This window comes from Ruegeria sp. CH10, from assembly GCF_056537125.1.
The window spans coordinates 263,743-287,553 of sequence record NZ_JBQFQY010000001.1 but is presented as its reverse complement, the minus strand read 5'-3'; the positions used below and the strand labels follow the sequence as shown (position 1 = coordinate 287,553).

The 23,811-nt window shown below is 58.6% G+C and carries 23 protein-coding genes and 1 tRNA gene; 16 read left to right on the top strand and 8 right to left on the bottom strand.

Annotation, left to right across the window (positions count from 1 at the left end; all coding sequences use genetic code 11):
• Positions 1–45: 45 nt before the first annotated feature.
• The 7 genes from ACRZ94_RS01465 (at position 46) to ACRZ94_RS01435 (ending at position 5,747) form a co-directional block, all read left to right on the top strand.
• Positions 46–135, top strand: a tRNA-Ser gene (locus ACRZ94_RS01465).
• A gap of 337 nt (positions 136–472) precedes the next feature.
• Positions 473–1,444 carry a glycosyltransferase family 2 protein gene (locus ACRZ94_RS01460; protein WP_480651437.1) on the top strand — a complete coding sequence of 324 codons (972 nt, stop codon included), beginning with the start codon at positions 473–475 and terminating at the stop codon, positions 1,442–1,444.
• A complete protein-coding gene (locus ACRZ94_RS01455; protein WP_480650898.1) occupies positions 1,441–1,827 on the top strand; it encodes a GtrA family protein in 387 nt (128 codons plus the stop codon). Before ACRZ94_RS01460 ends, ACRZ94_RS01455 begins: the two co-directional genes overlap by 4 nt.
• Before the next feature lie 9 nt (positions 1,828–1,836).
• Positions 1,837–2,580: a methyltransferase domain-containing protein gene (locus ACRZ94_RS01450; RefSeq protein ID WP_480650900.1), complete on the top strand. Its 744-nt coding sequence runs from the start codon at positions 1,837–1,839 to the stop codon at positions 2,578–2,580.
• Complete coding sequence (locus ACRZ94_RS01445) at positions 2,580–3,989, top strand: hypothetical protein (RefSeq protein WP_480796510.1); 1,410 nt, start codon at positions 2,580–2,582, stop codon at positions 3,987–3,989. The genes ACRZ94_RS01450 and ACRZ94_RS01445 overlap by 1 nt, the downstream gene beginning before the upstream one ends.
• Before the next feature lie 123 nt (positions 3,990–4,112).
• Positions 4,113–4,724, top strand: a complete 612-nt coding sequence (locus ACRZ94_RS01440; RefSeq protein WP_480796509.1) for a YrbL family protein — start codon at positions 4,113–4,115, stop codon at positions 4,722–4,724.
• A 156-nt stretch (positions 4,725–4,880) separates the two neighbouring features.
• Complete coding sequence (locus ACRZ94_RS01435) at positions 4,881–5,747, top strand: urea carboxylase-associated family protein (RefSeq protein WP_480650906.1); 867 nt, start codon at positions 4,881–4,883, stop codon at positions 5,745–5,747.
• On the opposite strand, the gene argE is transcribed toward ACRZ94_RS01435, so the two are convergent.
• Entirely contained in the window at positions 5,744–6,901 is a 1,158-nt protein-coding gene (gene argE, locus ACRZ94_RS01430) for an acetylornithine deacetylase (RefSeq protein WP_480796508.1), read from the bottom strand. The two genes, ACRZ94_RS01435 and argE, sit on opposite strands and share 4 nt — an antisense overlap.
• Positions 6,898–8,082, bottom strand: a complete 1,185-nt coding sequence (locus ACRZ94_RS01425; RefSeq protein ID WP_480796507.1) for a M24 family metallopeptidase — start codon at positions 8,080–8,082, stop codon at positions 6,898–6,900. The genes argE and ACRZ94_RS01425 overlap by 4 nt, the downstream gene beginning before the upstream one ends.
• An 85-nt stretch (positions 8,083–8,167) precedes the next feature.
• Between ACRZ94_RS01425 and ACRZ94_RS01420 the strand changes: the two genes are divergently transcribed.
• The 9 genes from ACRZ94_RS01420 (at position 8,168) to ACRZ94_RS01380 (ending at position 18,395) form a co-directional block, all read left to right on the top strand.
• Positions 8,168–9,211: a pyridoxal-phosphate dependent enzyme gene (locus tag ACRZ94_RS01420; protein WP_480650912.1), complete on the top strand. Its 1,044-nt coding sequence runs from the start codon at positions 8,168–8,170 to the stop codon at positions 9,209–9,211.
• The gene (locus ACRZ94_RS01415; RefSeq protein WP_480650914.1) at positions 9,208–10,353 is read left to right on the top strand and encodes a M24 family metallopeptidase; all 1,146 of its coding nucleotides are present in this window, start codon (positions 9,208–9,210) and stop codon (positions 10,351–10,353) included. The genes ACRZ94_RS01420 and ACRZ94_RS01415 overlap by 4 nt, the downstream gene beginning before the upstream one ends.
• Positions 10,350–11,057 (top strand): maleate cis-trans isomerase family protein, encoded by a 708-nt coding sequence (locus ACRZ94_RS01410; protein WP_480650916.1) that lies wholly within the window; start codon positions 10,350–10,352, stop codon positions 11,055–11,057. Before ACRZ94_RS01415 ends, ACRZ94_RS01410 begins: the two co-directional genes overlap by 4 nt.
• A gap of 149 nt (positions 11,058–11,206) precedes the next feature.
• Positions 11,207–12,298: an ABC transporter ATP-binding protein gene (locus ACRZ94_RS01405; protein WP_480650918.1), complete on the top strand. Its 1,092-nt coding sequence runs from the start codon at positions 11,207–11,209 to the stop codon at positions 12,296–12,298.
• A gap of 110 nt (positions 12,299–12,408) precedes the next feature.
• Positions 12,409–13,500 (top strand): extracellular solute-binding protein, encoded by a 1,092-nt coding sequence (locus ACRZ94_RS01400; RefSeq protein ID WP_480650920.1) that lies wholly within the window; start codon positions 12,409–12,411, stop codon positions 13,498–13,500.
• A gap of 66 nt (positions 13,501–13,566) precedes the next feature.
• The gene (locus ACRZ94_RS01395; RefSeq protein ID WP_480650922.1) at positions 13,567–14,838 is read left to right on the top strand and encodes an ABC transporter permease; all 1,272 of its coding nucleotides are present in this window, start codon (positions 13,567–13,569) and stop codon (positions 14,836–14,838) included.
• 5 nt (positions 14,839–14,843) lie between these two features.
• Positions 14,844–16,055 (top strand): ABC transporter permease, encoded by a 1,212-nt coding sequence (locus ACRZ94_RS01390; RefSeq protein WP_480796506.1) that lies wholly within the window; start codon positions 14,844–14,846, stop codon positions 16,053–16,055.
• Between the two features lie 162 nt (positions 16,056–16,217).
• The gene (locus tag ACRZ94_RS01385) at positions 16,218–17,438 is read left to right on the top strand and encodes an aminopeptidase P family protein (RefSeq protein ID WP_480796911.1); all 1,221 of its coding nucleotides are present in this window, start codon (positions 16,218–16,220) and stop codon (positions 17,436–17,438) included.
• Between the two features lie 117 nt (positions 17,439–17,555).
• Positions 17,556–18,395 carry a glycosyltransferase family 25 protein gene (locus tag ACRZ94_RS01380; RefSeq protein ID WP_480796505.1) on the top strand — a complete coding sequence of 280 codons (840 nt, stop codon included), beginning with the start codon at positions 17,556–17,558 and terminating at the stop codon, positions 18,393–18,395.
• Between the two features lie 14 nt (positions 18,396–18,409).
• Here ACRZ94_RS01380 and ACRZ94_RS01375 read toward each other — a convergent pair whose 3' ends face one another.
• The 6 genes from ACRZ94_RS01375 to ACRZ94_RS01350 form a co-directional block, all read right to left on the bottom strand.
• Entirely contained in the window at positions 18,410–19,024 is a 615-nt protein-coding gene (locus ACRZ94_RS01375) for a TetR/AcrR family transcriptional regulator (RefSeq protein WP_480650930.1), read from the bottom strand.
• Between the two features lie 79 nt (positions 19,025–19,103).
• Complete coding sequence (ppk2, locus tag ACRZ94_RS01370; RefSeq protein ID WP_480796504.1) at positions 19,104–19,973, bottom strand: polyphosphate kinase 2; 870 nt, start codon at positions 19,971–19,973, stop codon at positions 19,104–19,106.
• A 49-nt stretch (positions 19,974–20,022) separates the two neighbouring features.
• On the bottom strand, positions 20,023–20,973 hold the full coding sequence (locus ACRZ94_RS01365; protein WP_480650934.1) for an alpha/beta fold hydrolase: 951 nt from the start codon (positions 20,971–20,973) through the stop codon (positions 20,023–20,025).
• Positions 20,974–20,977: 4 nt separating this feature from the next.
• Complete coding sequence (gene metA / locus ACRZ94_RS01360) at positions 20,978–21,916, bottom strand: homoserine O-acetyltransferase MetA (RefSeq protein ID WP_480650936.1); 939 nt, start codon at positions 21,914–21,916, stop codon at positions 20,978–20,980.
• Between the two features lie 39 nt (positions 21,917–21,955).
• Positions 21,956–22,828, bottom strand: coding sequence for an ATPase (locus ACRZ94_RS01355; protein WP_480650938.1), 873 nt, complete (start codon positions 22,826–22,828; stop codon positions 21,956–21,958).
• Between the two features lie 49 nt (positions 22,829–22,877).
• Positions 22,878–23,774, bottom strand: coding sequence for a DMT family transporter (locus ACRZ94_RS01350; RefSeq protein ID WP_480650940.1), 897 nt, complete (start codon positions 23,772–23,774; stop codon positions 22,878–22,880).
• Between the last annotated feature and the right edge of the window lie 37 nt (positions 23,775–23,811).

Sequence of the window (23,811 nt, the reverse complement as noted above, 5' to 3'; positions counted from 1 at the left end):
CGCCCCTTGCAAATTCCCCGGCGATGGTCCAAGTATCGCGCCCACGGAGAGGTGGCCGAGTGGTCGAAGGCGCACGCCTGGAAAGTGTGTAGGCGGGAAACCGTCTCCAGGGTTCGAATCCCTGTCTCTCCGCCATTCCCCCAGCTTAAGTACTGTCTGACGCGAAACCCGGTCTGGTGTTTTGGGCTGCTGCGCACCTGATCAATGCCCTAGTAAGGGCGCATTGCTGCCATATCGTTCAGGTAACGTCCGGCCGTTCTTCAGCTGCCTACTGGGATCGCAAAGCTACCCGCAGGAATGTGTCGCACCGGTAACGACCCTTCGATTTCTTGCGCCAGCCAATTCGCGAAACCGGCGTGTTGGGGTAACAAGGGCCGTAAGTAAAAGTGGAACAAAAACCATGAGCAGCCAGTTCCGGACACGTGCGGGCGCGTCGCCCAAAGTCGGACACAGAACCACGGTCGGAGGTACAATGCTATTGTCCGTTGTCGTTCCATGTATGAACGAAGAAGCCTCGATCCCGATGCTGGTCGATCGTCTGGTCGCCGCAACGCAGGCGTGGCAGGGCGAGGCCGAGATCGTGCTGGTCGATGATGGCTCGACCGATGGAACGTGGAACGAGATTTGCAAACAGTGCCAACAGCATTCAGCAATCCGCGGGTTGAAGCTGTCGATGAACCGCGGCCATCAGGTTGCTTTGACGGCCGGGCTTATGGCTGCAAAGGGCAAGCGGATATTCATGCTGGACGCCGACCTTCAGGACCCGCCCGAATTGCTGTCTGACATGATGGCGATGATGGATCGCGGCTATGATGTGGTCTATGGGCGGCGCAGTGAGCGCAAGGGCGAAAGCTGGTTCAAAAAGGTGACGGCGCACGGGTTCTACCGCGTGCTCAACCGGTTGTCAGATGTTCCTATTCCGAACGACACGGGTGACTTCCGGCTGGTCAGCAGGCGGGCTTTGGATGCGGTTCTGCAAATGCCCGAACGCGCGCGTTTTATCCGGGGGATGTTCGCCTGGGCAGGCTTCCGGCAGATCGGTATCGAGTATGTTCGCGACCCGCGCGTCGCCGGTGAAACCAAGTACCCGATGTCCAAGATGATCCGGTTCGCCTTTGACGCCCTGGCGAGCTTTTCGATCAAACCGCTGCAAATCGCGACACGGTTGGCGTTTCTGACCCTGTTTGTTGCTGTTCTGATGGCGATCTATGTGTTCGGCTCGTTGATTTTGTACAGTACCGTCGCAGGTTGGGCTTCGACCGTATTGGTGATCAGCTTTTTCTCAGGCATTCAGTTGCTGACGCTTGGTATCATCGGCGAATACCTTGGACGTCTTTATGTCGAGGCCAAAGGTCGCCCTCTGTACTTTGTCGATGAAGAGGCGGGGCAGGAGATTGAATCCGTAGGCGAAGCGAATATAGAACGCATCGCTGGGAACCGATGAGCGAACACCGCCGCATATTCCGCTTTGCAGTCGTCGGAACCGGAGTGGCCGCCTACTATATGGTGGTCTACCTGGGGCTGCTTTACCTGCTTGGCTCTCCTTGGATTGCCAATCTACTGGCTTTTGGGTCCGCGATCCTGATCCAGTATGTTGCCCAAACCGCCTGGACATTCGGCAAGCCTCTTGCAGCCCCGGCGCAGTTCGGTCGTTTTCTGTGCATGATCGGTGTGGGCCTGATCGTGTCCTCGGCACTGACCGGGATCATAGGGCCGCGCCTTGGCGTGTCTGAGACTATCTCGGCCGCATCCGTCGTCGTGGTCTTACCTGTACTGAACTTTATGATCCTGCGCTTGTGGGTCTACCGTGAGCAAAATTCAATCTAGAGAACCGTTATGACGCATGTTTATTCTAATGAATTCTTTGACTATATCGACCAAGGTGCACGGCGCTCGGCCAACCGTTTGATCGACTGCTTGCAGACTTGGATCAAACCGGAAAGCGTTGTTGATTTCGGGTGCGGGCGCGGTGTCTGGTTGTCTGAATGGACGGCGGCGGGTTGTGCCGATATTGCGGGGATAGATGGCGACTATGTGGACCGCGACCGCCTAGCCATCCCGCCCGAGGCATTTTTTGGCAAGGATCTTGTGCAACCGATAGATCTGGGGCGCCGCTTCGATCTGGCCCAATCTCTGGAAGTTGGCGAGCACTTGCCAAATGAGGCGTCAATCAGTCTGGTGCAAAGCCTGACAACACATTCCGATCTTGTCCTGTTCTCGGCAGCCGTGCCGGGTCAGGGCGGCGAATTTCACATCAATGAGCAACCACTGGCATTCTGGCAGGGGCTGTTCGAGGGTCACGGGTATGCGGCCTATGATTGTCTGCGCCCGGTCCTGTTCAGTGAAACCAGTATTGAGCCTTGGTATCGTTATAATTCGGTGCTGTACGCCAAATCAGAGGGAGCAGCCAAACTGCCGCCCGAGGTCCTCAAGACCAAGGTTGAGGCCCCCTTGAAAGAGGCCGGGTCGTTCAGCTGGAAACTGCGCAAGCAGATTGTGCGCCATCTGCCAGTCAAGACAGTAACGGCCATCGCACAGGCCCGTGCTGCGATCATCGCCCGGTCTTACGAGGGTAAGTGATGACCGCTCAACCTTTGGGGCGCGAGTTGCTGCGCCTTTCAATCCTGTGCTTTTCGGCCCTTATTTTGGTTTATTTGCCGCTGATTGAGGATCCTTTTGTCCGGCATGACGATTTCGCGGCGCTGTTGGGGACACATGAGGCCGCTTGGCAAAAAGCCTTGGATGAGGGGCGTTGGCTGAACTATTGGTGGCAATTCCGCCCTGTCTTTCTTTCCGCATCGTCGAACTTTCTTCTGTACCTAGCTGGTCAGTCGATTTTTGCGGCTGCAACAGCGCTGGCGATGCTCGATCGTGAGACGGGCGGATGGTACAAGGGGTTTTTAGCCTTATTCGTGGCGCTTTCGATCCCCGCCAGCCTGATCAGTTACTGGTTCAATACGATGCTGCCGGGGGCGTGGGTGATCGCTTTCTTTGCGATGGCCGTTGTCTTTCTGTCTCATCGTGTGGCCCTTATGCTTTTAGTCGTAGCTGTGCCGCTGTCCTTTATGGCCTACACGACCTATCCTTTCCTTTTGCTGTCTCTGGTGTTGCTGTCTCGAAAAGCGCCGAAAACCTGGCAGAGTGTGCTTTTGACCTTAATCGTCTTCATGTGCGCGCTCGCGCTTGGGGTCTTGGCGGTGTATTCCTTGAACTACATTCATCACGGCGTTTTTGGTATTCCCGTAGCCTCATGGCGCGAACCGACCGAAGTGCAGAGCTGGACGGATCTGCTGTCCAATCTGGATAAGCAAAAGGAATACTTGCAGACGATGTTCCTGCAGATGGGTGGGGGGGTTACCGCTCTGGGCTGGTGCATCCCTGTCTTGTATCTGGTGTTTTGGGGGGGCTTGTTTTTCCTCAACCGATTTTCTGCGATCACCGTTCTTGTGGCGGTAGCCGTAGGATTGGCGCCGTTGTTGGAAAAAGCGCTGATGTCCGGCCTGCAGGTGCCGCTGAGAACGCTTGGCTGGGTATGGCTATTGCTAGGGTACTGCCTTGTGTCCGTAGTAGTGGAATTATCCAGAACGCGGGGGAAGATTTTTCAGGCTACACGGGTTGTGAGCGTCTGTTTTCTTGTGTTCCAGTTTCTGGCACTTGCGACCTTTCCCTATGGATTTCTGCCTCTCTGGCAGGTTACGACAAAGGAAATGGCCGAGGCCGTTCCGGCGAATACGCAAACGGTCTATGTCTATGGGGATTACAAGAAAATCCCCGGTGCTCGGCAGGCAGCCATTCAGGACGTCCGGGGATTGCGCGCACGGCTGGAGTATTTAACGGGTGCAACTGTTGTTGTGTGTGACGATGCTCCTGAAGACTGTGCAGAGCTTGCACCGCCGTTCGATCCAGAGGACCGGGTTGCTGATGCCGTGGTGGCTGCTGATGGAGCGGAGGTTTTCATTCTGCTCTCCATCGCTAAAGAGGCGCTTTGACAAAGTCGTGAGCCTTTTGCAGATGCTTAGCCCGGTTGGAAAAACGTCAATTGTGTTGAATGTGATAAGCTCTTATGAAGAGGGCTGTCTGGCGCGCGCGTCATTTGGACAGGACCATCAAATATGATTGACCTGAATGGGCTTTCTCCTTTGCGTGAAAGCCGCAACTACAAGATTTTCCAGCACCCCGATATCGCCGGGGCCTTGTTGAAGGTTCGCGTGGATGAGCCTGAGCGGTCTCGTCTGATTCCGCGCTATTCTGAATGGCGGTATGGTCGGCTGCGGCAATGGCAGCGTGAGGCAAATGAGTATCTGGCTGCGCTGAACCGGGGATGTCCCGAAATTGAGCGTCTGGCGCGGTTCATGGGGTATGCGCGCACCTCCGAAGGGCCCGCGCTTGTCGTGGAAAAGCTCACCGGGCCAGATGGGCAACTTGCCCCCACGGTTCAGAAAGAATTTGAAACTCTGCAGAACGACCGGGCAGGGCGGCAAAAGCTGCATGATGAATTCATGGAACTGCTGGACGATCTGGAAAGGGGTCAGATCATCGTGGGCGATATGGGCACATTGAATATCGTTCGCGCGCAGGAAAGGGGCGGGAAGCTGGTCATTATTGATGGCCTGGGCGAACGCGTGATGTTTCCGCTGACGCTGTTCAGCAAGCGGGCCTTTCGCCATTCGATTCAGCGCCGTCGTCGGCGTATGGCCGGTTCCTTTGGGTTGGACAGGGCGTAACACGGCGCTTTGGGGCCAGCCATGATCCTGCCCGCCGTGCTTTGGGTGACGGGCTGGTGCCCTTGGCCTCAGTCTCCTGAGTTACGCAGCGAAGAGGTCATGGCGCGCCGGTTTGGAATACGCTAAGCCTATGACAATACAAGGGGGAGAGCGCTGATGAAACTGGAGAAACCGAACTTTGCGGCGCCGGACGATGCTAAGGATCGCAAGGCTATCCCTCCGGTCATCTGCTATCCGCCGGACACGCTGCAACAACCCGATCTGACCGCCTTGGCCAAGCTGCGGGCCGGGGCAAAGAAAACCGCCGAGGCTGTGGCAGCCCCCCGTGACGCCACATGTATCGATGTTCCTGCCGGCGCGTTTGTTCGGGTTTTGTCGGTCGATGGCCCTCAGGTCGGGGACCTGAACATGTGGAACAGGCACGACCTGACAGAGCGTTTTTATTCCGGCAAAACCCGTGCGCTGCATGGCACGCATTTGTCGACTGGGGACCGGATGTGGTCCAGCTTTCCCAATATGCGCCCGATGGCGACGGTGGTGGATGATACGCTGGATTGGTACGGGTTCGATGCCTATGGCGGCTCGGTCCATGATGTGATCGGCACGCGCTGCGATCCTTATACGGGGCGGCTTTTGTCCGGGGATGATTACCACTATTGCTGCCATTCGAACCTGACCCGGGCCTTGTCGGGCCATTGCGATTTGCCACTGCACGAGGCCGAGATGTTGGTGCATGATGTGCTGAACGTCTTTATGTGCACCGGGTTCACCCGTGACACCGGGCAGTATTTCATGAAGGCCAGCCCGGTGCGCCCAGGCGATTACCTTGAGTTCTATGCCGAGATTGATCTGATCGTGGGCCTGTCCGCCTGTCCGGGTGGCGATTGCTCGTCCGAGCATTCCTCGGACACGGCCGCCTGTTACCCGCTGGTGATGGAGGTTTATGATCCGGTTGAGGACGCCCGCGCCGCCCATATGCAGCCCGTGCGGTCCGCCTATGACCGGACGCATGGGACAGGCTAGGCGATCAGGCGACGACCCAACCGGTCCAGCATCCGGCAGCACAGATCAAGCTGCTCGACCTCAACATATTCGTCCGCTTTATGCGCCTGAGTGATCGATCCCGGGCCGCAGACAATCGCATGAACGCCCAGTTGCTGAAACAGCCCCGCCTCAGTGGCAAAAGCCACGGTGCCGGTGCCATTGGCGCCGGTCAGTTCAGCCACCAGTTCACGTGCGGCGTTTTCCTCCATGGGTTCCAACCCTTCGACCTCGGCAATAGCCTCTTGGGTGATGCTGGCCTCGGGGTGTACGGCGTGCATTTCAGGCAACAACGTGTGCCGGACGTAATCCGACAGGGTTTTGCGAACCAGATCGGCATCGCTGGACTGAACCGGGCGCATTTCCCAGGCCACTTCGGCCTTGCTGGCAATGACGTTATGGGCGACGCCGCCTGAGATGCGGCCGACATTGATGGTGGTCCAGGGCGGCTCAAACAGGCTGTCCTGCGGCGCGCGCGATTTCAGGATATGACGCAGCTCAAGCAGTTTGCCGATATAGCGCGCGGCATATTCGGCCGCGTTGACACCGTCGTCGGGGGCCGAGCTGTGTCCTTCGAGCCCGACAAAGCTGGTGGTGTATTCAAAGCAGCCTTTGTGCCCCTCGACCACGCGCATTTCGGTTGGCTCTCCGATGATGGCGATGTCGGGTACGATGCCGCGGTCTGACAGATCGGCCACAAGGGTCTGCGCGCCCAGGCATCCGACCTCTTCATCATAGGTGAAGGCAAAGTGCAGCGGTTGCTTTAGGTTACGGGGATCCAGCGTTTCGGCAAAGGCGAGGGCGGCGGCGATGAAGCCCTTCATGTCACAGGTGCCGCGCCCATAAAGCCGGCCCTCTCGCTCAACCATCTCAAATGGATCGGTGGTCCAGTCCTGATCGGCCACCGGCACCACGTCCGTGTGACCGGATAGCAGAACACCGCCCGGCATCTCGGGGCCCAGTGTGGCAAAGACATTGGCTTTTTTGCCGGACGCATCGCGGGTTTCGATACAGCGCGCGCCCAGTGCTTGAAGGCGGTCGGAAAGATAGCGGATGATCTCAAGATTGCTGTCGGCCGAGACCGTTTCAAATGCGATCAAATCCGCAAGAATGTCTTTGGTTCTGGTCAAACTCATGGTTTCACAAACAGTTTTCTGGGCCGGTCGCAAAAACAGGTCGCGGGTCCGGTGTCAGTGATCAGGATGGACTCGGTGATTTCAAGCCCCCAATCGTCCATCCAGAGGCCGGGCATGAAGTGAAAGGTCATGCCGGGTTCCAGAACGGTTTCATCTTCGGGGCGCAGGGATATGGTGCGTTCCCCCCAATCCGGGGGATAGCTTAGGCCAACAGGATAGCCACAGCGCGCGCCGCGTTCGATCCCTGCACGTTCCAGCGGGGCGGCCAGAGCTTGCGCAATGTCCCGCGCCTGATTACCCGCGCAGGCGGCATCGAGCCCTGCCTCAAGCCCTTCGACCAACGCGGCCTCGGCCCGTAGCAAGTGGTCCGGGGGCTGCCCCAGAAAGATCGAACGGCAGAGCGGCGCGTGATAGCGGCGATAGCAGCCTGACAGCTCAAAGAACGTGCATTCCCCGGATTTGAAGGGCGCACCGTCCCATGTCAGATGCGGGGCGGCGGCATCGGCACCCGAGGGCAGCAGTGGAACGATGGCCGCGTAATCCCCCCAGTCGTCACCCACGCCGGAAATCGCATCGTGGTAAATCTGGGCTACCAGTTCATTCTTGCGCAGCCCCGGTTCGATCCGCTCCAGCACGCCATCGACCAGCTTTTCTGAAATCCGCGCGGCCTTTTGCATCAGGGCGATTTCCTCGCCCGACTTTACGGCGCGTTGCCAGTTGACCAGCGCATTGGCATCGACCAGCCGGGCCTCGGGTAACTCGGATGTAAGGGTCAGATGCGCCTTGGCCGAGTAATAATAGTTGTCCAGCTCGACGCCGATGCGGGCTTTGGTCAGGCCGCAGTCGCGGATCAATTCCGCAAGGTCCTGCATCGGATGGCGAATGGTCGATTGCACATAGTGGTCGGCATAACCCCGAATGCGATCATCGGGCATCCAGACCGTCCGGCGCGCGCCGTTGGCATCTTGTTTCCTGCCCCACCAGATCGGGTCCTGATCCTGCAAAACCAGAACGCCTTGGTGGACGTAGAACGACCAGCCTTCATACCCCGTCAGCCACGCCATGTTCGAAGGATCCTCGACAAACAGCGCATCCAGTCCAGCCGCGGCCATGGCTGCACGTGTTTTCGCCAACCGGCGGTCGTATTCCGCCTGACTGAAGGCCGGGTTGGTATGGGCCATCGGGTGCTCCTGCGGTGAGTGAGTTTCGTTGACAGAACTTCACGAATCCGGTCACGTCAATGGGCAACATAGGAAAGACGCTCAGTTGAAAATCACATCGAATCCGTATCGCGCAGGTCAGAAACTGATTGAGGATGCCCCGTACCCGTCCACCAATGTCGCACGGGCATCCGACGTGATCGCCCGTTGCCTGTCGGACGAGGAAACGCCACTGCGCGATGTGGCCGGGCTGGCCGATGTCGAAAACCTGTGGGTCAAGGATGAACGGGGGCGTATGGGGCTGGGCTCGTTCAAGGCGCTGGGGGCCGCCTATGTGATCGCGCGCCATGCGGTTGACCTGAGCGAAACACCTGATGCCACGACCTTACAGGGGCGGACATATGTGACCGCCAGCGCCGGCAATCATGGCCTCAGCGTCGCCTCGGGCGCGCGCAGGTTCGGCGCCGATGCGGTGGTCTATATCGCTGACACCGTGCCCGAAAGCTTTGCAGATCGGCTGCGCGAGCAGGGGGCAAGGGTCGCGCGCGAAGGGGTGGACTATGCCGCCAGTATGGAGGCCGCCAGTAAGGCCGCCGAGGATAACGGTTGGATACTCCTGTCGGACAGTTCGTGGGAGGGGTACTATGATCTGCCCTACACGCTGATGGAGGGGTATTTGCAGATGGCCTCTGAGGCCGTGCACCAATGCCCGCAGGTTCCGACCCATGTCATGTTGCAGGCCGGAGTGGGCGGAATGGCCTGCGCCGTTGCGGCCTATGTCCGAACGGCTTGGGGCGACGCGCCGCAGATCGTCGTGGTTGAGCCGGAGGCCGCCCCGGCGTTGCAGGCCAGTATTGAGGCTGGTGCCTGCGTCTTTGCCGACGGCCCCGACAGTGTGATGGGGCGGCTGGACTGCAAAGAGCCTTCGCTGATCGCCCTGAATGGTCTGGCGCGGGATGCCGATGCGTTTCTGACCTTGTCCGATACGCAGGTGACCGCGCAGCTTCCGGCCATGGCCAAGGCGGGTATGGCAACTACAGCGTCAGGCGGGGCAGGGGTTGCCGCCGTTATGACGGAAGATGCGCGCGAGGCCCTCGGCATCTGCCCCGACGCGCGTGTGTTGTGCTTCCTGTCGGAGATCGCGGAATGAGGGGGTTTGAAGCCTCCGAATTTCACGCGCGGACAGCACGCGCGCAGGAGAGGATGGCGCAGGCCGGTCTTTCCGCCTTACTGCTGACCACAGAGCCAGAGGTCCGGTATTTCACCGGGTATCTGACCAGATTTTGGGAAAGCCCCACGCGGCCCTGGTTTCTGATTGTTCCTGCGTCGGGCAAGCCGATTGCTGTGATCCCGTCGATAGGTGCCGCGTTGATGGCGCAGACCTGGGTTGACGACATCCGCACCTGGAGCGCCCCGGACCTGTCAGATGACGGGATCAGTCTGCTGGCCGAAACTCTGCGTGAAATCTGCCCGTCTGGGGAAGTGATCGGGGTGCCGGACGGGCATGAAAGCTATGTCCGCATGCCCTTGGCGGATCTGCAGCGGCTTCAAAATATGCTCGGCGACAGAAGTCTGGGCAGCGATGGCGGGATTTTACGTGCGCTTCGCATGGTGAAATCGCCCGCCGAGATTACCAAGATCGAAACCGCCTGTACGATTGCCAACCGGGCGTTTGACCGCGTGCCCGAAATCGCGCAACCCGGTGTCGCGCTGGATGAGGTCTTCCGCAGGTTCCAAATGCTGTGTCTTGAGGAGGGCGCCGATTGGGTGCCGTATCTGGCCGGCGGGGCCGAGCAGGGTGGGTATACCGACGTGATCTCACCCGCACGGTCGGATGCGCTGCGGTCGGGCGATGTGTTGATGCTGGATACGGGCCTCGTGTGGGACGGCTATTTCTGCGATTTTGATCGCAATTGGTCGGTTGGATCGGCCTCATCGCTGGTGCGCGATGCCTATGCGGCCCTGATCGACGCCTCGGATGCGGCGTTTGAGGTGGCGCGACCCGGCGCGACCGCAGCGGACTTGTTCCACGCCATGAACGCGGTCCTGTCACGCGTTGCAGGCGATACGGGGGCCGGTCGGTTGGGGCATGGTCTGGGCATGTCCTTGACTGAATGGCCGTCTTTGATCCCAACCGATCACACGGTTTTGGAACCGGGGATGGTGTTGACACTGGAACCCGGTATTGCCGTGGGCGACAAAATCCTGGTCCACGAAGAGAACATTGTCATCACAGAAGCCGAACCCCGTTTTCTCAGTGCCCGTGTCGGGCCGGAGTTGCCGCAGATATGAGTTATTTGCCCTATACGCTTGATCCAGACGACCCCAAGGCCACGCCAATGGGGCTGATCGTTTTGCAGACCGATGAGACGATCGAATCCGAATTCAACGCCCATTTCACGGATGACCCCGCGCCGGTTTATGTGTCGCGTATCCCAAGCGGGGCTGAGGTCACCACCGACACGCTGGCCCAAATGGAAAACGCATTGCCTGCGGCAGCAGACCTTTTGCCCAAGGCACGGCCTTACAACGTGGTCGGTTATGGCTGTACCTCGGCCAGTTCCGTGATCGGGTCCAAGCGGGTGGAGCAATTGGTGCAACAGACCTGCAATGTGGCCCATGTGACAAACCCATTGCGGGCGGCCTCGGCTTGTGCGGCGGAATTGGGTGTTTCCCGTTTTGCTCTGCTGTCACCTTACATCGAGGATGTGAACGAACCCCTGCGCCGCGCATTTGCGGAAAACGGGGTGTTCATGGATGTCTTCGGCTCATTCGGAGAGGCCGAGGAATCCAAGGTTGTACGTATCTCGCGGCAATCCGTCGTCGATGCCGCGTTGAAATTGGGCGCAGATACATCGGTTGAAGCTGTTTTCATAAGCTGCACAAATCTAAGAACTTTTGATGCGATCCCCGAGGTTCAGGCCCAACTTAAAAAGCCGGTTTTGTCCAGTAATCAAAGCCTTGCGTGGCATATGCGGGCCCTGAATTCTGCTTAACGGTGCAGCAGACCTTCGGGAATTTGAGCAAAAACTGTCATATTTTGGTTGCACGTCACCTGCCGCTTGTCCTTAAATGTGGACAATAGGTCTGCCAGATCCGGATAAACCGGGCAAATAGCGGGCCGCACAGGGAGCCAAGTCGGTATATGTCCAATGACGCAGCGTTCGTCGAATTTCAACGTGTGCAAAAATCCTATGATGGTGAAATACTCGTTGTAAAAGATCTCAATCTCTCAATGCCAAAGGGCGAGTTTCTGACGATGCTCGGCCCGTCAGGGTCGGGTAAGACTACCTGTCTTATGATGCTGGCCGGGTTCGAAACCGCCACGCATGGCGAGATCATGTTGGACGGGCGACCGATCAACAACATTCCGCCGCATAAGCGTGGGATCGGGATGGTATTCCAGAACTATGCCCTTTTTCCGCACATGACGGTGGCCGAAAACCTCGCATTTCCGCTGGAAGTTCGCAAAATCGGCAAGGATGAACGCGAGGCCAAGGTCAAACGTGCCCTCGATATGGTGCAGATGGGCGCCTTTGGCAGCCGCCGCCCGGCGCAATTGTCGGGTGGTCAGCAGCAACGGATCGCACTGGCTCGCGCGCTTGTGTTCGAACCCGAGCTGGTCCTGATGGACGAACCGCTGGGCGCGCTGGACAAACAGCTGCGCGAACATATGCAGTTCGAAATCACCCGTCTGGCCCATGAGCTGGGGATCACCACGGTCTACGTCACGCACGACCAGACCGAGGCCCTGACCATGTCGGATCGGGTCGCGGTCTTTGACGATGGTCGCATTCAGCAGCTGGCCCCGCCGGACCTGTTGTACGAAGAGCCGGAAAACAGTTTTGTTGCCCAATTCATTGGCGAAAACAACACACTGGAAGGCGTTCTTAAGTCGATCGACGGGGACTCGTGTGTGGTGGCGTTGGACGATGGGTCGGAAATCGACGCCAAGCCGGTGAACGTACATACGCCGGGGGAGCGGACAAAGGTGTCGATCCGCCCGGAACGGGTGGAGTTCAACAAAGACCGTCTGCACGAGGATGCGCATACGCTGAAGGCGACGGTCAAGGAATTCATCTACATGGGTGACGTGTTCCGTTTCCGTGTGTCTGTGGCCGGGAACGATGATTTCATCATCAAGACACGGAATGCGCCTGACGCAGTCAAACTGCATCCGGGGGAAGAGGTCGAAATAGGCTGGCTTGCCCATGATTGTCGGGCGCTGGACGCCTGACACAGGAATTCCCGCGCAATCCGCCCGGATGCGCGGCGCTCACGGTCATCGGGAGACCCCGTGCCCCAATGATCAAAAGTAAATTTAACGGGTATAACAGGGAGTTAACAATGAAAGTTACCAAAACCACTCTGCTGGCAAGTGCAGTTGCCGCAGTCGCTGGCGGTGCAATGGCCGAAGAGATGACCATCGTCTCGTGGGGCGGTGCCTATTCCAAATCGCAGCTCAAGGCGTATCACGAGCCCTATTCGGAAAAGACCGGCGTTACGATTCTGAACGATGACAGTTCGGCCGAGGCGGTTGCCAAGCTGCGCGCAATGAACGAAGCGGGCAACATCACCTGGGATGTGGTGGATGTTGTTGCGGCGGATGCGATCCGCCTGTGCGACGAAGGTCTGGCGATGGAAATCGACTTTGACTCGCAGCTTGCGGCCGCACCGGATGGCACGCCCGCGTCCGAGGACTTTGGCGATCTGCTGGTCAGTGACTGCTTTATCCCGCAGATCGTGTATTCGACCACCTTCGGCTATCGCACCGATCTGGTGGGCGACAACCCTCCCACCGAGATTTGCGCGGTGTTCGATCTGGAAAACTATCCGGGCAAGCGTTCGCTGGAAAAGCGTCCGATCAACAACATGGAATGGGCGCTGCTGTGCGACGGCGTAGCCAAGGACGACGTTTATGACGTGCTGGCGACCCCGGAAGGGCAGGATCAGGCGCTGGCCAAGCTGGATACCATCAAGGACAGCGTTGTCTGGTGGTCCGCCGGTGCCGACACGCCGCAGTTGCTTGCCGATGGCGAGGTCATCATGGGGTCGACCTATAACGGCCGTTTGTTCAGCGTGATCGAAGAGCAGAAGCAGCCCGTTGCCATGCTGTGGGACGCGCAGGTGTTCGATCTGGACGGTTGGATCATCCCCGCCGGTCTGAGCGAAGAGCGTCAGCAGCGCGCGCTGGACTACATCATGTTCGCGACCGACACCCAACGTCTGGCGGATCAGGCCAAGTACATCTCTTACGGTCCGGCCCGTGCATCTTCGGCCCCGCTGGTGGGGCAGCACGCTGACCTGGGCATCGACATGGCACCGCACATGCCGACCGATCCGGAAAACGCCAAGAACACGTTCCTGTACAACTACGAGTTCTGGGCCGACTACCGTGACGATATCGACGCCAAATTCCAGGCGTGGCTGGCACAATAAGCCTGTCTTACTCGATTGGTTGGGGCCTGCGCGGGCCCCAACCCACCAAAAGACCAAGGGACGCAGATGACTGACGCAACTCAATCCGGTCCGATGCTGGCTGCCGATGGCACGCCTCTGAAGAAATCTCTGGCACGGTCTCTGCGCCGCCGCAAATTGCGGGCTTTGGCCCTGATTGCGCCGCTGCTTTTGTTCGTTCTGCTATCCTTTGTAATCCCGATTGTGTCGATGCTGTTCCGCTCGGTTGAAAACAGCATTGTCGAAAATACTCTGCCGCTGACGGTGGTCGAACTGCGAAATTGGGACGCTGAAAGCGGTGACTTACCCGGGGAAGAAGTATACGCCGCCTTCACCAAGGACATGATTGCGGCGATTGATGCGAAAACGCACACGCGTCTGGGCTCGCGCCTGAACTATGAACAAACTGGCATGTCGTCGATGTTCCGCCGGTCGGGCCGCCAGATCAAAAAGATCGACCCTGAGACCGACGCGCCGTTCAAAGACAAGCTGATTGAGATTCACGATGGCTGGGGGGATGTCGACACCTGGCGCACGATCAAGACCCATGCGGTTCCCATCACCAATGGCTATTTCCTGAACGCCGTCGACATGCGCCGAACGCCCGAAGGCGCGCAGGCGCAGCCCGAAGACAAACAAATCCTGATCAAGCTGTTTGGCCGCACCTTGATGATGTCGCTGATCATTACCGGGGCCTGTATCCTGCTGGCTTATCCGGTGTCGTACATTCTGGCGACACTGCCGATGCGCGTTTCGAACCTTCTGATGATCCTTGTGCTGTTGCCCTTCTGGACCTCGCTTCTGGTGCGAACCTCGGCGTGGAAGGTGATGTTGCAGCAGCAGGGGGTGATCAACGAAACGCTTGTCTGGCTTGGGTTGGTGGCCGATGACGCCCGATTGGTGATTATCAACAACCAATTCGGAACGATCATCGCGATGACGCATATCCTGCTGCCGTTCATGATCCTGCCGATGTATTCGGTGATGCAGACGATACCTGAATCCTACACCCGCGCCGCGAAATCGATGGGCGCGACCAACTGGACGACCTTCTGGCGCATCTACTTCCCGCAATCCATTCCGGGCATTGGCGCGGGCTCGATCCTCGTGTTCATCCTTGCCATCGGCTACTATATCACGCCCGAGATCGTAGGCGGCACCAAAGGTGTCTTTATCTCGAACCGGATCGCCTATCACATCTCGTCCTCGCTGAACTGGGGCTTGGCAGCGGCGTTGGGGACGATCCTGCTGGCGGTCGTTCTGTTGCTTTACTGGTGTTACGACAAGATCGTGGGCATCGATAACGTGAAACTGGGATAAAGATCATGGCAGCACTTACACCTATATCCCGCAAACCACTGTCGGTTGTCCTGCCCGCTGTGGCCATTGCCGGAGGCTTCGTCGGCATGTTCGTCGGCGCAGGGCAGGGCAGTGTCCTGTTGGGCATCGTAATCGGGGCCGCCCTGATGGCAGGTCTGGCCTGGGTTTACATGAACGTTTTGGATAACGAGCGTGTGGCCCGGTGGATCACGATTCTCGGAATAGGTGGGCTTGGTCTGCTGTTTGCTGGAATGATGGGGCTGATCGTGGGCCTGCTGGTGGGGTGGTTCTTCGCCTTCTTTATCTTTTGGCTGTACGAGGGGCGCTATCGGCGGAAACTGCTGCCGTATATGACCGGCGGGCAGGTGCTTTGGCACTATACGTTCCGGGTGATTTGCGGTGCGATCTTCGTGTTCCTGATCACACCGATCCTTGTGGTTCTGCCGCTGTCCTTCAATGCGCAGGATTTCTTTACCTTCACGCCCGAAATGCTGCGGCTGGACCCCGAGGGGTATTCGCTAAAGCATTACCGCGATTTCTTCACCAACAATGAATGGCAGCGCAGCTTCAAGAACTCGCTGATCATTGCGCCGATTGCGACGATCATCTCAGTGTCGCTGGGGACGTTGGCCGCCATTGGCCTGAGCCAGAGTCACGTGCCCGGCAAACGGGCGATCATGGGTATCCTGATCTCGCCCATGATCGTGCCGCTGATCATCTCGGCCACCGGCATGTTCTTTTTCTACAGCGATATCGGGCGTTTCCTTGAGGGCACGCTGGGCATGGACAAGAACTTTGTGGGCTATGTGAAGGTCATCCTTGCGCATGCGGTTCTGGGTATTCCGTTCGTGATCATCACGGTGACGGCGACACTGGTTGGCTTTGATCAATCGCTGACCCGCGCGGCGGCGAATATGGGGGCAGGGCCGGTGCGGACCTTCTTCAAGATCCAGATGCCGCTGATCCTGCCGGGCGTGATCTCGGGCGGGCTGTTCGCCTTCATCACCTCGTTTGACGAAGTGGTTGTGGTGCTGTTTGTCGGCTCGGCCAGTCAGAAAACGCTGCCGTGGCAGATGTTCACGGGTCTGCGCGAACAGATCAGCCCGACCATTCTGGCGGTGGCGACGATCCTTGTGGTGATCTCAATCGCGCTGCTGACGACGGTTGAATTGCTGCGCCGCCGGTCCGAGCGTCTGCGGGGCCTTTCCCCCGCTTGACGCACGCCGCGGCGTGATTTAGCCCTATCCTTGTGTAGCCCGGTCACGATGGCGTCGTGACGGTCAAACGGGCGCATGGCTCTCGGTTCCCGAGGCCGCTTGTCCTGAACGCCGGGACTTGTGGCCGGGCACCCATCGTCCGGCATTGCAGGAGAGAGCATGATGACAGACCTGACCAACCGCCCCGAGTTCTTCACCAGCCACAATGGCGACAAGGCCCCGCTGCCGTTCAGCAAGGCCGAATATCAACGCCGCCTGTCGGGACTGCGCGCCATGATGGCGGCGCGGGATATTCCGGCGGTGTTGCTGACCTCGATGCACAATATCGCCTATTACTCAGGCTTTCTGTATTGCGCCTTTGGCCGCCCTTATGGCTGCGTGGTGACGCAGGAGGCATGCACCACGGTGTCGGCGAATATCGACGCGGGCCAGCCATGGCGGCGCTCGGTAGAGGAAAACGTGATCTACACCGACTGGAAACGCGACAATTACTGGCGCGCGGTGGCCAGCCTGATCGGTGATGCCAGGAGGATCGGGATCGAAGGCGATCACATGACGCTGGCCGCGCGTGACACAGCGCTGGCGATGCTGGGTCAGCCGGAACTGGTGGATGTGGCCGCTGATACGATGGCCGCCCGGATGGTGAAATCGGCAGAAGAGATCGAACTGATCAAGGGCGGTGCGCGTACCGCGGATGTGGGTGGTGCCGCCATCCACGCCGCGATCCGCGAAGGCGCGACCGAGATCGAGATCGCCATGGCCGGGCGCGACGCGATGGAGGCCGAGATTGCGCGCGCCTATCCCAATGCCGAATACCGCGATACCTGGGTCTGGTTCCAGTCTGGCCTGAACACCGACGGCGCGCATAACCCGGTGACCAAGCGGGCGTTGCAAAAGGGCGATATTCTGTCGCTGAACACCTTCCCGATGATCTCGGGCTATTACACCGCGCTGGAACGCACCCTGTTTCTGGGCGAGCCGGACGCCGAAAGCCTGCGCATCTGGAAGGCCAATGTGGCCGCGCATGAGTTGGGGCTGAGCCTGATCAAACCCGGCGCGACTTGTTCTGGCATCACGGCCGAAATCAACCGGTTCTTTGCCGATGAAGGGCTGCTGCAATATCGGTCCTTCGGCTATGGTCACTCCTTCGGCGTCCTCAGCCATTATTATGGCCGCGAGGCCGGGTTGGAACTGCGCGAGGACATCGACACGGTGCTGGAGCCCGGTATGGTCGTCTCAATCGAGCCGATGCTGTGGATTCCCGAGGGCCAGCCCGGCGCCGGTGGTTATCGTGAGCATGACATTCTGGTGGTCGAAGAAAACGGCGCCGAGAACATCACCGGCTTTCCCTACGGGCCAGAGCACAACACAATCAGCGCATGATCTGGCAAGCGGGAATGGGTGTCCTTTCCCGCCGTCCTTCGGCCCGTTGTTTAGGGCGGGGTTGATTGTCCGGTTCAGCGACGTGTATCTGGCGTAAGCACTGGAAAAGGACAAACCGTGGGACATTTCGAACTGCCGCCGGGAACGGGTGCCTATTTTATCAACCTTGACCGTGTGCCTCAACGGGCCGCGTTCATGGATGATCAATTCGCCCATGCCGGTCTGGCGGGCGCGCAACGGTTCAGTGCAACCGATGGTCAGAAACCCGGCGGATTGGATGGCAACCGCTATGTCGCCGGAACCGGCAGCCGCTGGGGCCTGACGCAAAGCGAGATCGCCTGTTTCGAAAGCCACCGTGCCATTTGGCGAATGGTTATTGAGCAAGAGCTGCAAGCGGTCGCGATCTTTGAAGATGACGTTGAGTTTTCTGCGCAGGCTGGGGGTGTGATTGCGGCGCTGCTGAGTGGGGCAGACGGATTCGATCTGATCAAGCTGGACTATTCCCCGCGCCCGATGCGGTTCGGACCCTTGCAGCATATGGCCGATATACCGGTCCGGCCCATGTTGGAAATGGCCCCAAGCTCGGCCGCGTATATCGTGACGCAGGCGGCGTGTCGTAAGCTGCTATCGTGGTCTGACGTGTATTCTGACCATCTGGACGACTTTATCTCTTACCCCCGCCCGGATTGGCAGATGTACCAGTGTTTTCCGGCGGTGGGGGTGCAGATGATGTGGTCCAAACAGCAAGAGGCCGCCGAGGCGGTCAAGGTCAGCGAACGCTCGCAGGATCAAAAGACCAATAGCGGGCTGGACAAGGGGCCAATGTGGTTCCGCATCCGTCGGGAATTGCAGGCTACACGTCGCAAACTGTATTGGCGCGCTGGTGGGCAAAGCCGGTTGCTGGCCAATGGCGGTTTTGCGGGGTTTATACCCTGCGCTGAGGATCTGAACGTTTGAACCGCTAGCCGCAGTCACTCATCCTGCGGCACCAGCCCTAAACCGCGCAAATAGATGCCAATTCCCGTCTCCAGCAAATCTTCGGGCGGGAAGGGGGAACTGGCGCCGGTATTGCGCGCGAACAGTTCGACAACTCCGTGGCTCATGGCCCAGATATGCGCGCTGAACATCGAAGCGGGTGGGCGTTTTTCAGGCGGGATGTGCTGAGACAGGTCCGATGCCGCCTTTTCAAGAACTGCCTTGGCCCGGTTCGCCGCCAGTGCCAGTTCAGGCGTGCGGTTCACGGAAATCCCGCTTTCGAACATCGCGATATAGTGGCCGGGGTGCTTGCGGGCAAAAGCAAGATAGGCGCGGCCCGTCGCCTCAAACGCGGCGAGCGCTGAAGGCTGGCCCTTGTCATAGGCGTATTGCATCAGGTCGGCGAACATCTCAAACCCCTGGCGGGCGGCCTCGGCAATCAGATCCTCGCGCCCTTGATAATGCCGGTAAACCGCCGCAGGCGTGACCCCGGCGGTTTTGGCAGCCTCAGACAGGGTAAAGCCGGTTGGGCCTTTTTCTTCGATCAAAGACAGCGCAGCCTCGATCAGCGCCTGTTTCAGGTTTCCGTGGTGATACCCGCGTTTTGTCATCCCTGTGTCAGGCGTCCTTGTTGCTTAAGGGGTCGGAATACCAGACATAATCCCCCATCGGCGTTTCGTCCACCGTCGCTCATGCGTCCCAGATTTCCGGTCCGCCGCAGATTTTGTCATCAATCGCGCCAATCGCGTCTTCGTCTTTTTCTGCATAGTCCAGCGTATGCAAAACGGTGCGAATGGCCGCCAGACGCGCCCGTTTCTTGTCGTCTGACCTTACAATTGTCCACGGACAATGCTCTGAGTGGCTGCGGGTCAGGGTTTCTGAAATCGATTGGCTGTACTCATCCCACTTGTCCAATCCGGCAACGTCAATCGGGCTGAGTTTCCATTGCTTTAGCGGGTCCGTCTCACGCGCCAGAAAGCGGTTCAATTGCTCGGCGCGCCCCACGTTCAGCCAGAATTTGAACAGGGTGATCCCGTCATTGACCAACCCGGTTTCCAGCGGCATGACCTGCCGGAAAAAGCGTTCGCGTTCTTCTGCTGTGCAAAACCCAAAGACGTTTTCCACCACCCCGCGATTATACCAGCTGCGGTCAAAGAACACGATTTCACCGGCCGAGGGCAAATGCTGGATATAGCGCTGGAAATACCATTGGCTGCGTTCCGTGTCCGACGGTTTGCTGAGCGCCACGTTCCGCGCACCACGCGGGTTCAGGTTTTCGCGAAACCGCTTGATCGTGCCGCCTTTGCCAGCCGCATCGCGCCCTTCAAAGATCAGTGCAACGCGTTGATCGGTGTCTTTGATCCACGACTGCATCTTGACCAGTTCGATCTGCAGTTGCTCCATTTCCGTTTCATACTCCTTGCGTTTCATACGCTCGTCATAGGGGTATGAGGGGTTCAGGATGTCGCCCTTGTCAGATTTCTCGATCGCCTCCCGGACATCTTTCGGAGCCTTCTTTTCGAAATAGTTCTGAATTGAGCCTTTGGGGGACCGGGCCATGCGTCACCTCGCCATAAAATCCATATCCTACTATGGATTAGCGGCGGGCTTAACGCAAACCTGCACGTTGTGCGGCGCGGTCTATTGCTGCGGCAACCTCAGGGGCGGCGACGACCTGCGGCATGTGGCCAATGCCGGGCAGCTCGATCAGTTCAGCCCCCGGGATATCGTCGATCAGGCGGTGCGAATGCCATTCAAGACCGACGGTGTCATCGGCGGTGCCGTGCACGATCTCGGTCGGGACGGCAATCTCACCATACCGGGATTGCAGGGCGCGTACCTCTTCCAGAAGGTTGGCGCGTTGTTTGCCGTTGGCATGCATGGAACCGCGCCGGATGGTCAGGCCGGTGCCAAAGTGATCGGCATAGCCTTCGGGCGCGGTTTGGGGGGCAAACACCTTGTCCAGGGCCTTTTCAACGTACCACTCAGGAACAAATGCGGTGATCAGGGGCAGGACGATTGCGTTCCCGACCGAGGTTGCGGCCATTTGGTTGAACCCATCCAGCGGGGTTTCCCACGGTATCGCCGCCGGGGCGATCAGGACCAACCCCGAGATGTTTTCCGGCCGCGTCACCGCCCACGCAAGCGAGACCGACCCGCCATAGCTCTGGCCAGCGACGATGGGCTTTTCAGCACCCAGCTGAGCAGCGACCTTTTGCAGGATGTCGGCCTGTTCTTCGATTGTCTCTCCATCGGGGTTGAAGCTGTCACTATAGCCCAGCCCGGGACGGTCGAACACGATCACCCGGTAGCTCTCGGCAAGGATCGGAGCCAGGGCAAAGGTCATGTCACGCGTGTTGCCGCTGGAGCCATGGATCAGAACAACGTCGGGACCTTCGCCCATGACAACCGCGTGTACGCTGATACCATCAACATCGACGATCTGCCCTTCGGGGGGAAAGGTAGCTTCAGCCCGGGCTTCGTTGCGAGAGGCGCGCCAGACAGCGACGACCCATAGCAAAAGCAGCAGGGTCAAGAGGATGAGACCAAAGCGCAGCATGATCTCAGGCCCTCAGATCTGTTTTCTCGACCCCGATCCGACGGATGTCATACGGGGTTGTTCCGTAAATTTCGCTGATCCAGTTGCCATAAAGCAGATGCGCATGGCTGCGCCAACGGTTCTGCGGAGTTTGGCTTGGGTCGTCGTCCGGGTAGTAGTTCATCGGCACGTTAATGGGCGTGCCGTTGGCAACGTCGCGATCATATTCCTGTTTCAGCGTGTCGCTGTCATATTCGAAATGGTTGAAGATATAGAGCGCGCGATGCGCCGGATCTTCGACCAGACAGGGGCCGACATCGTCGCTGCCCAGCAGCGTCACCAAACCATTGGCGGCGTCGATTTCGCCTTGTTTCATCTCAGTCCAGCGGCTGACCGGAATTACGCAATCATCCGAGAACCCCCGCAGGAATGGCGAGGCGGGGTCAAGATTGGCATGACGGAAACACCCGAACGCCTTGGCGTCCAGCATGTGCTTTTTGACGCCATGGAAATGGTTGATCATGGCCATACCGCCCCAGCAGACGCCAAAGGTCGAATGCACATTGGTCTGTGTCCATTCAAAAACTTCGCGCAATTCGTCCCAATAGGTGACGTCATCAAACTCCAGATGCTCTATCGGGGCACCGGTGATGATCAGTCCGTCGAACTTCTCGTCCTTTACCTCCTGAAAGGGGCGGTAGAACTCGGCCATATGTGCGGCGGCTGTGTTCTTGGTGCGGTGCTCGGTCATGCGGATCAACGACAGGTCGATCTGCAGCGGCGTCGCTCCAATCAGGCGCGCAAACTGGTTTTCAGTCTGAATCTTCTTGGGCATCAGATTCAGTAACCCGATCCGCAGGGGGCGGATGTCCTGACGCATTGCCTGATCCTCGGCCATGACCGAGACGCCCTCTTTCGAGAGGACATCAAACGCAGGAAGGTCGGCGGGAATCTTGATTGGCATCAGGTGCAAGCCTTTGGAGTTACAGTGTAGAGGCGGAAGTTAAGCGCGGTTGGCGCGGGTCTCAAGGGTGCGCTCGATCAACTCGTCGAAATCCGCGGCGTCACGCACCTTGTGCATGTCGTCCGCGGTGACCGCAACTCCCCAGTTCTCGGCCATCGCCTCATACCGTGGCTGGCGATGCGCCAGCGCCTGCGCATAGGTCCATCGGATAAAGGCGTCTGGATTCACCTCTTCGGCCTGACAGGCGTTCTGGGTCAGATACTCCTCCCAAACGCGTGTCAGGAACTCGGGCTGGTAAGACATCGGTTTTGGGGCCTTGTCAAAGCGGCGGATCAACTCGGCCGTATGATCCTCGTCACCTTGAATCCAGATCATCAGGGCTTGGCGGGACAGCTCTGACAGGACGTGATCTGCGGGATCATTCGGGTCCACCCATTCACAGATCGACCCGCCCGTGTCGCAGATGAAATTTGGGTACTGATACAAACGTTCGGCGCGGTCGATGAAGTATTCGGTGTCCAGCAGCGCGTGTATTTCGGCCAAACGGAACTGTTCCTGACGGCGTCTGTACTCTACCAGATCCAACCCGCCCAGATCGGGGTTTCCTGGCTTACCAAGATAGGCCGCCACCGGCGTCAGGTTCTCGAATGAGATGTTCGAGCCGATATAGATCGAATCCGTCAGAAGCAGATCACGCAGAAACGGGACCTTCATCGCCTCGGCCTTGGCGTTGTCGGCGATGTACTCGCCCATGTACCGCGTGCCGATGCGGTAATCGATCGAATAGTGGAACCAGTCGCCGGAATCGCGCAGTACATTCGAGACATAGGTCTTGCCCAGGCCCGACATGCCGAAGAACAGTACTTTTTTGCGCGCGGCCTCGCGCCAGTCTTTTGCCGAGCTGTAGATCATGATCCGCGGTCCCTTTTTCCGACCTAGCTAAATCGGGCAGAGGACGGCGTCAATTGCGCGGCGCAGCGCGGTTAAGGATCAGCAGCCCCAGTGCCAGAATTGCAAAACCCAGATAAGCCTGCGGCGGCAGAGCTTCATTCCGCAGCAGGGCGCCCAGAATGATCGCGACGGGTGGGATGACCAGGGTGACCAACATCAGATTACCCGCACCTGCCATGGCCAGAACGCGGTAATACAGCAGGTAAGCCCCGGCGGTGGCAATCAGAGAGTAATAGGCAATCGCCCCCCAGGTGATTGGTGAGAGGTCCAGGTTGGGAACCCCGTCTGTCAGTAAGGTCAGGGGCAGGATCAGCAAGGTCGATCCGCTCAGCATACCCGCCGCGGCCACCACGGGCGGCAGATCCGACAAGTAGGCGCGGGCCCATGCTCCGGCCAAAGCGTAAGAGAGGGTTCCGGCAATCACTGCAAGTTGGGCAATGCTTTGAAGGTTGAAATCCGCAAAACTCCGAAGGCCGATGGCGACCGTGACGCCCACAAACCCGAGCGTGACCCCCATCAGCCGCGATGGGCTGAGCCGCTCGTCTTGAAAGAACAGCGCGGCGATGAGCACGCCAAAGATGGCTGTTGCCGCATTGAGGATCGAGGTCAGGCCGACCTCAATATGCAACTGCCCCCACGCCATCAGGGAAAATGGGATTGCGTTGTTCAGCGCGCCCATGATCAGAAAGGCCAGCCATATTCTGGGGCTGCGCGGAACCGGCAGGCGTCGAAACCAGACCACCAGCCAAAGCGCCAGCATTGCCCAGAAGACGCGATGAAATACCGAAGTCATCACCGGAATCTCGTCCAGAGCGATGCGGATCGAGACGAAGGACCCGCCCCAGATCACGCCCAGCAAGACAAGCTCGGCCCAGGCTTTTGGCGTTAGGTGTTTCTGCGTGGTCATAGGGTCTTTTCACATGGCTGGTGAATTTGTTCGACCC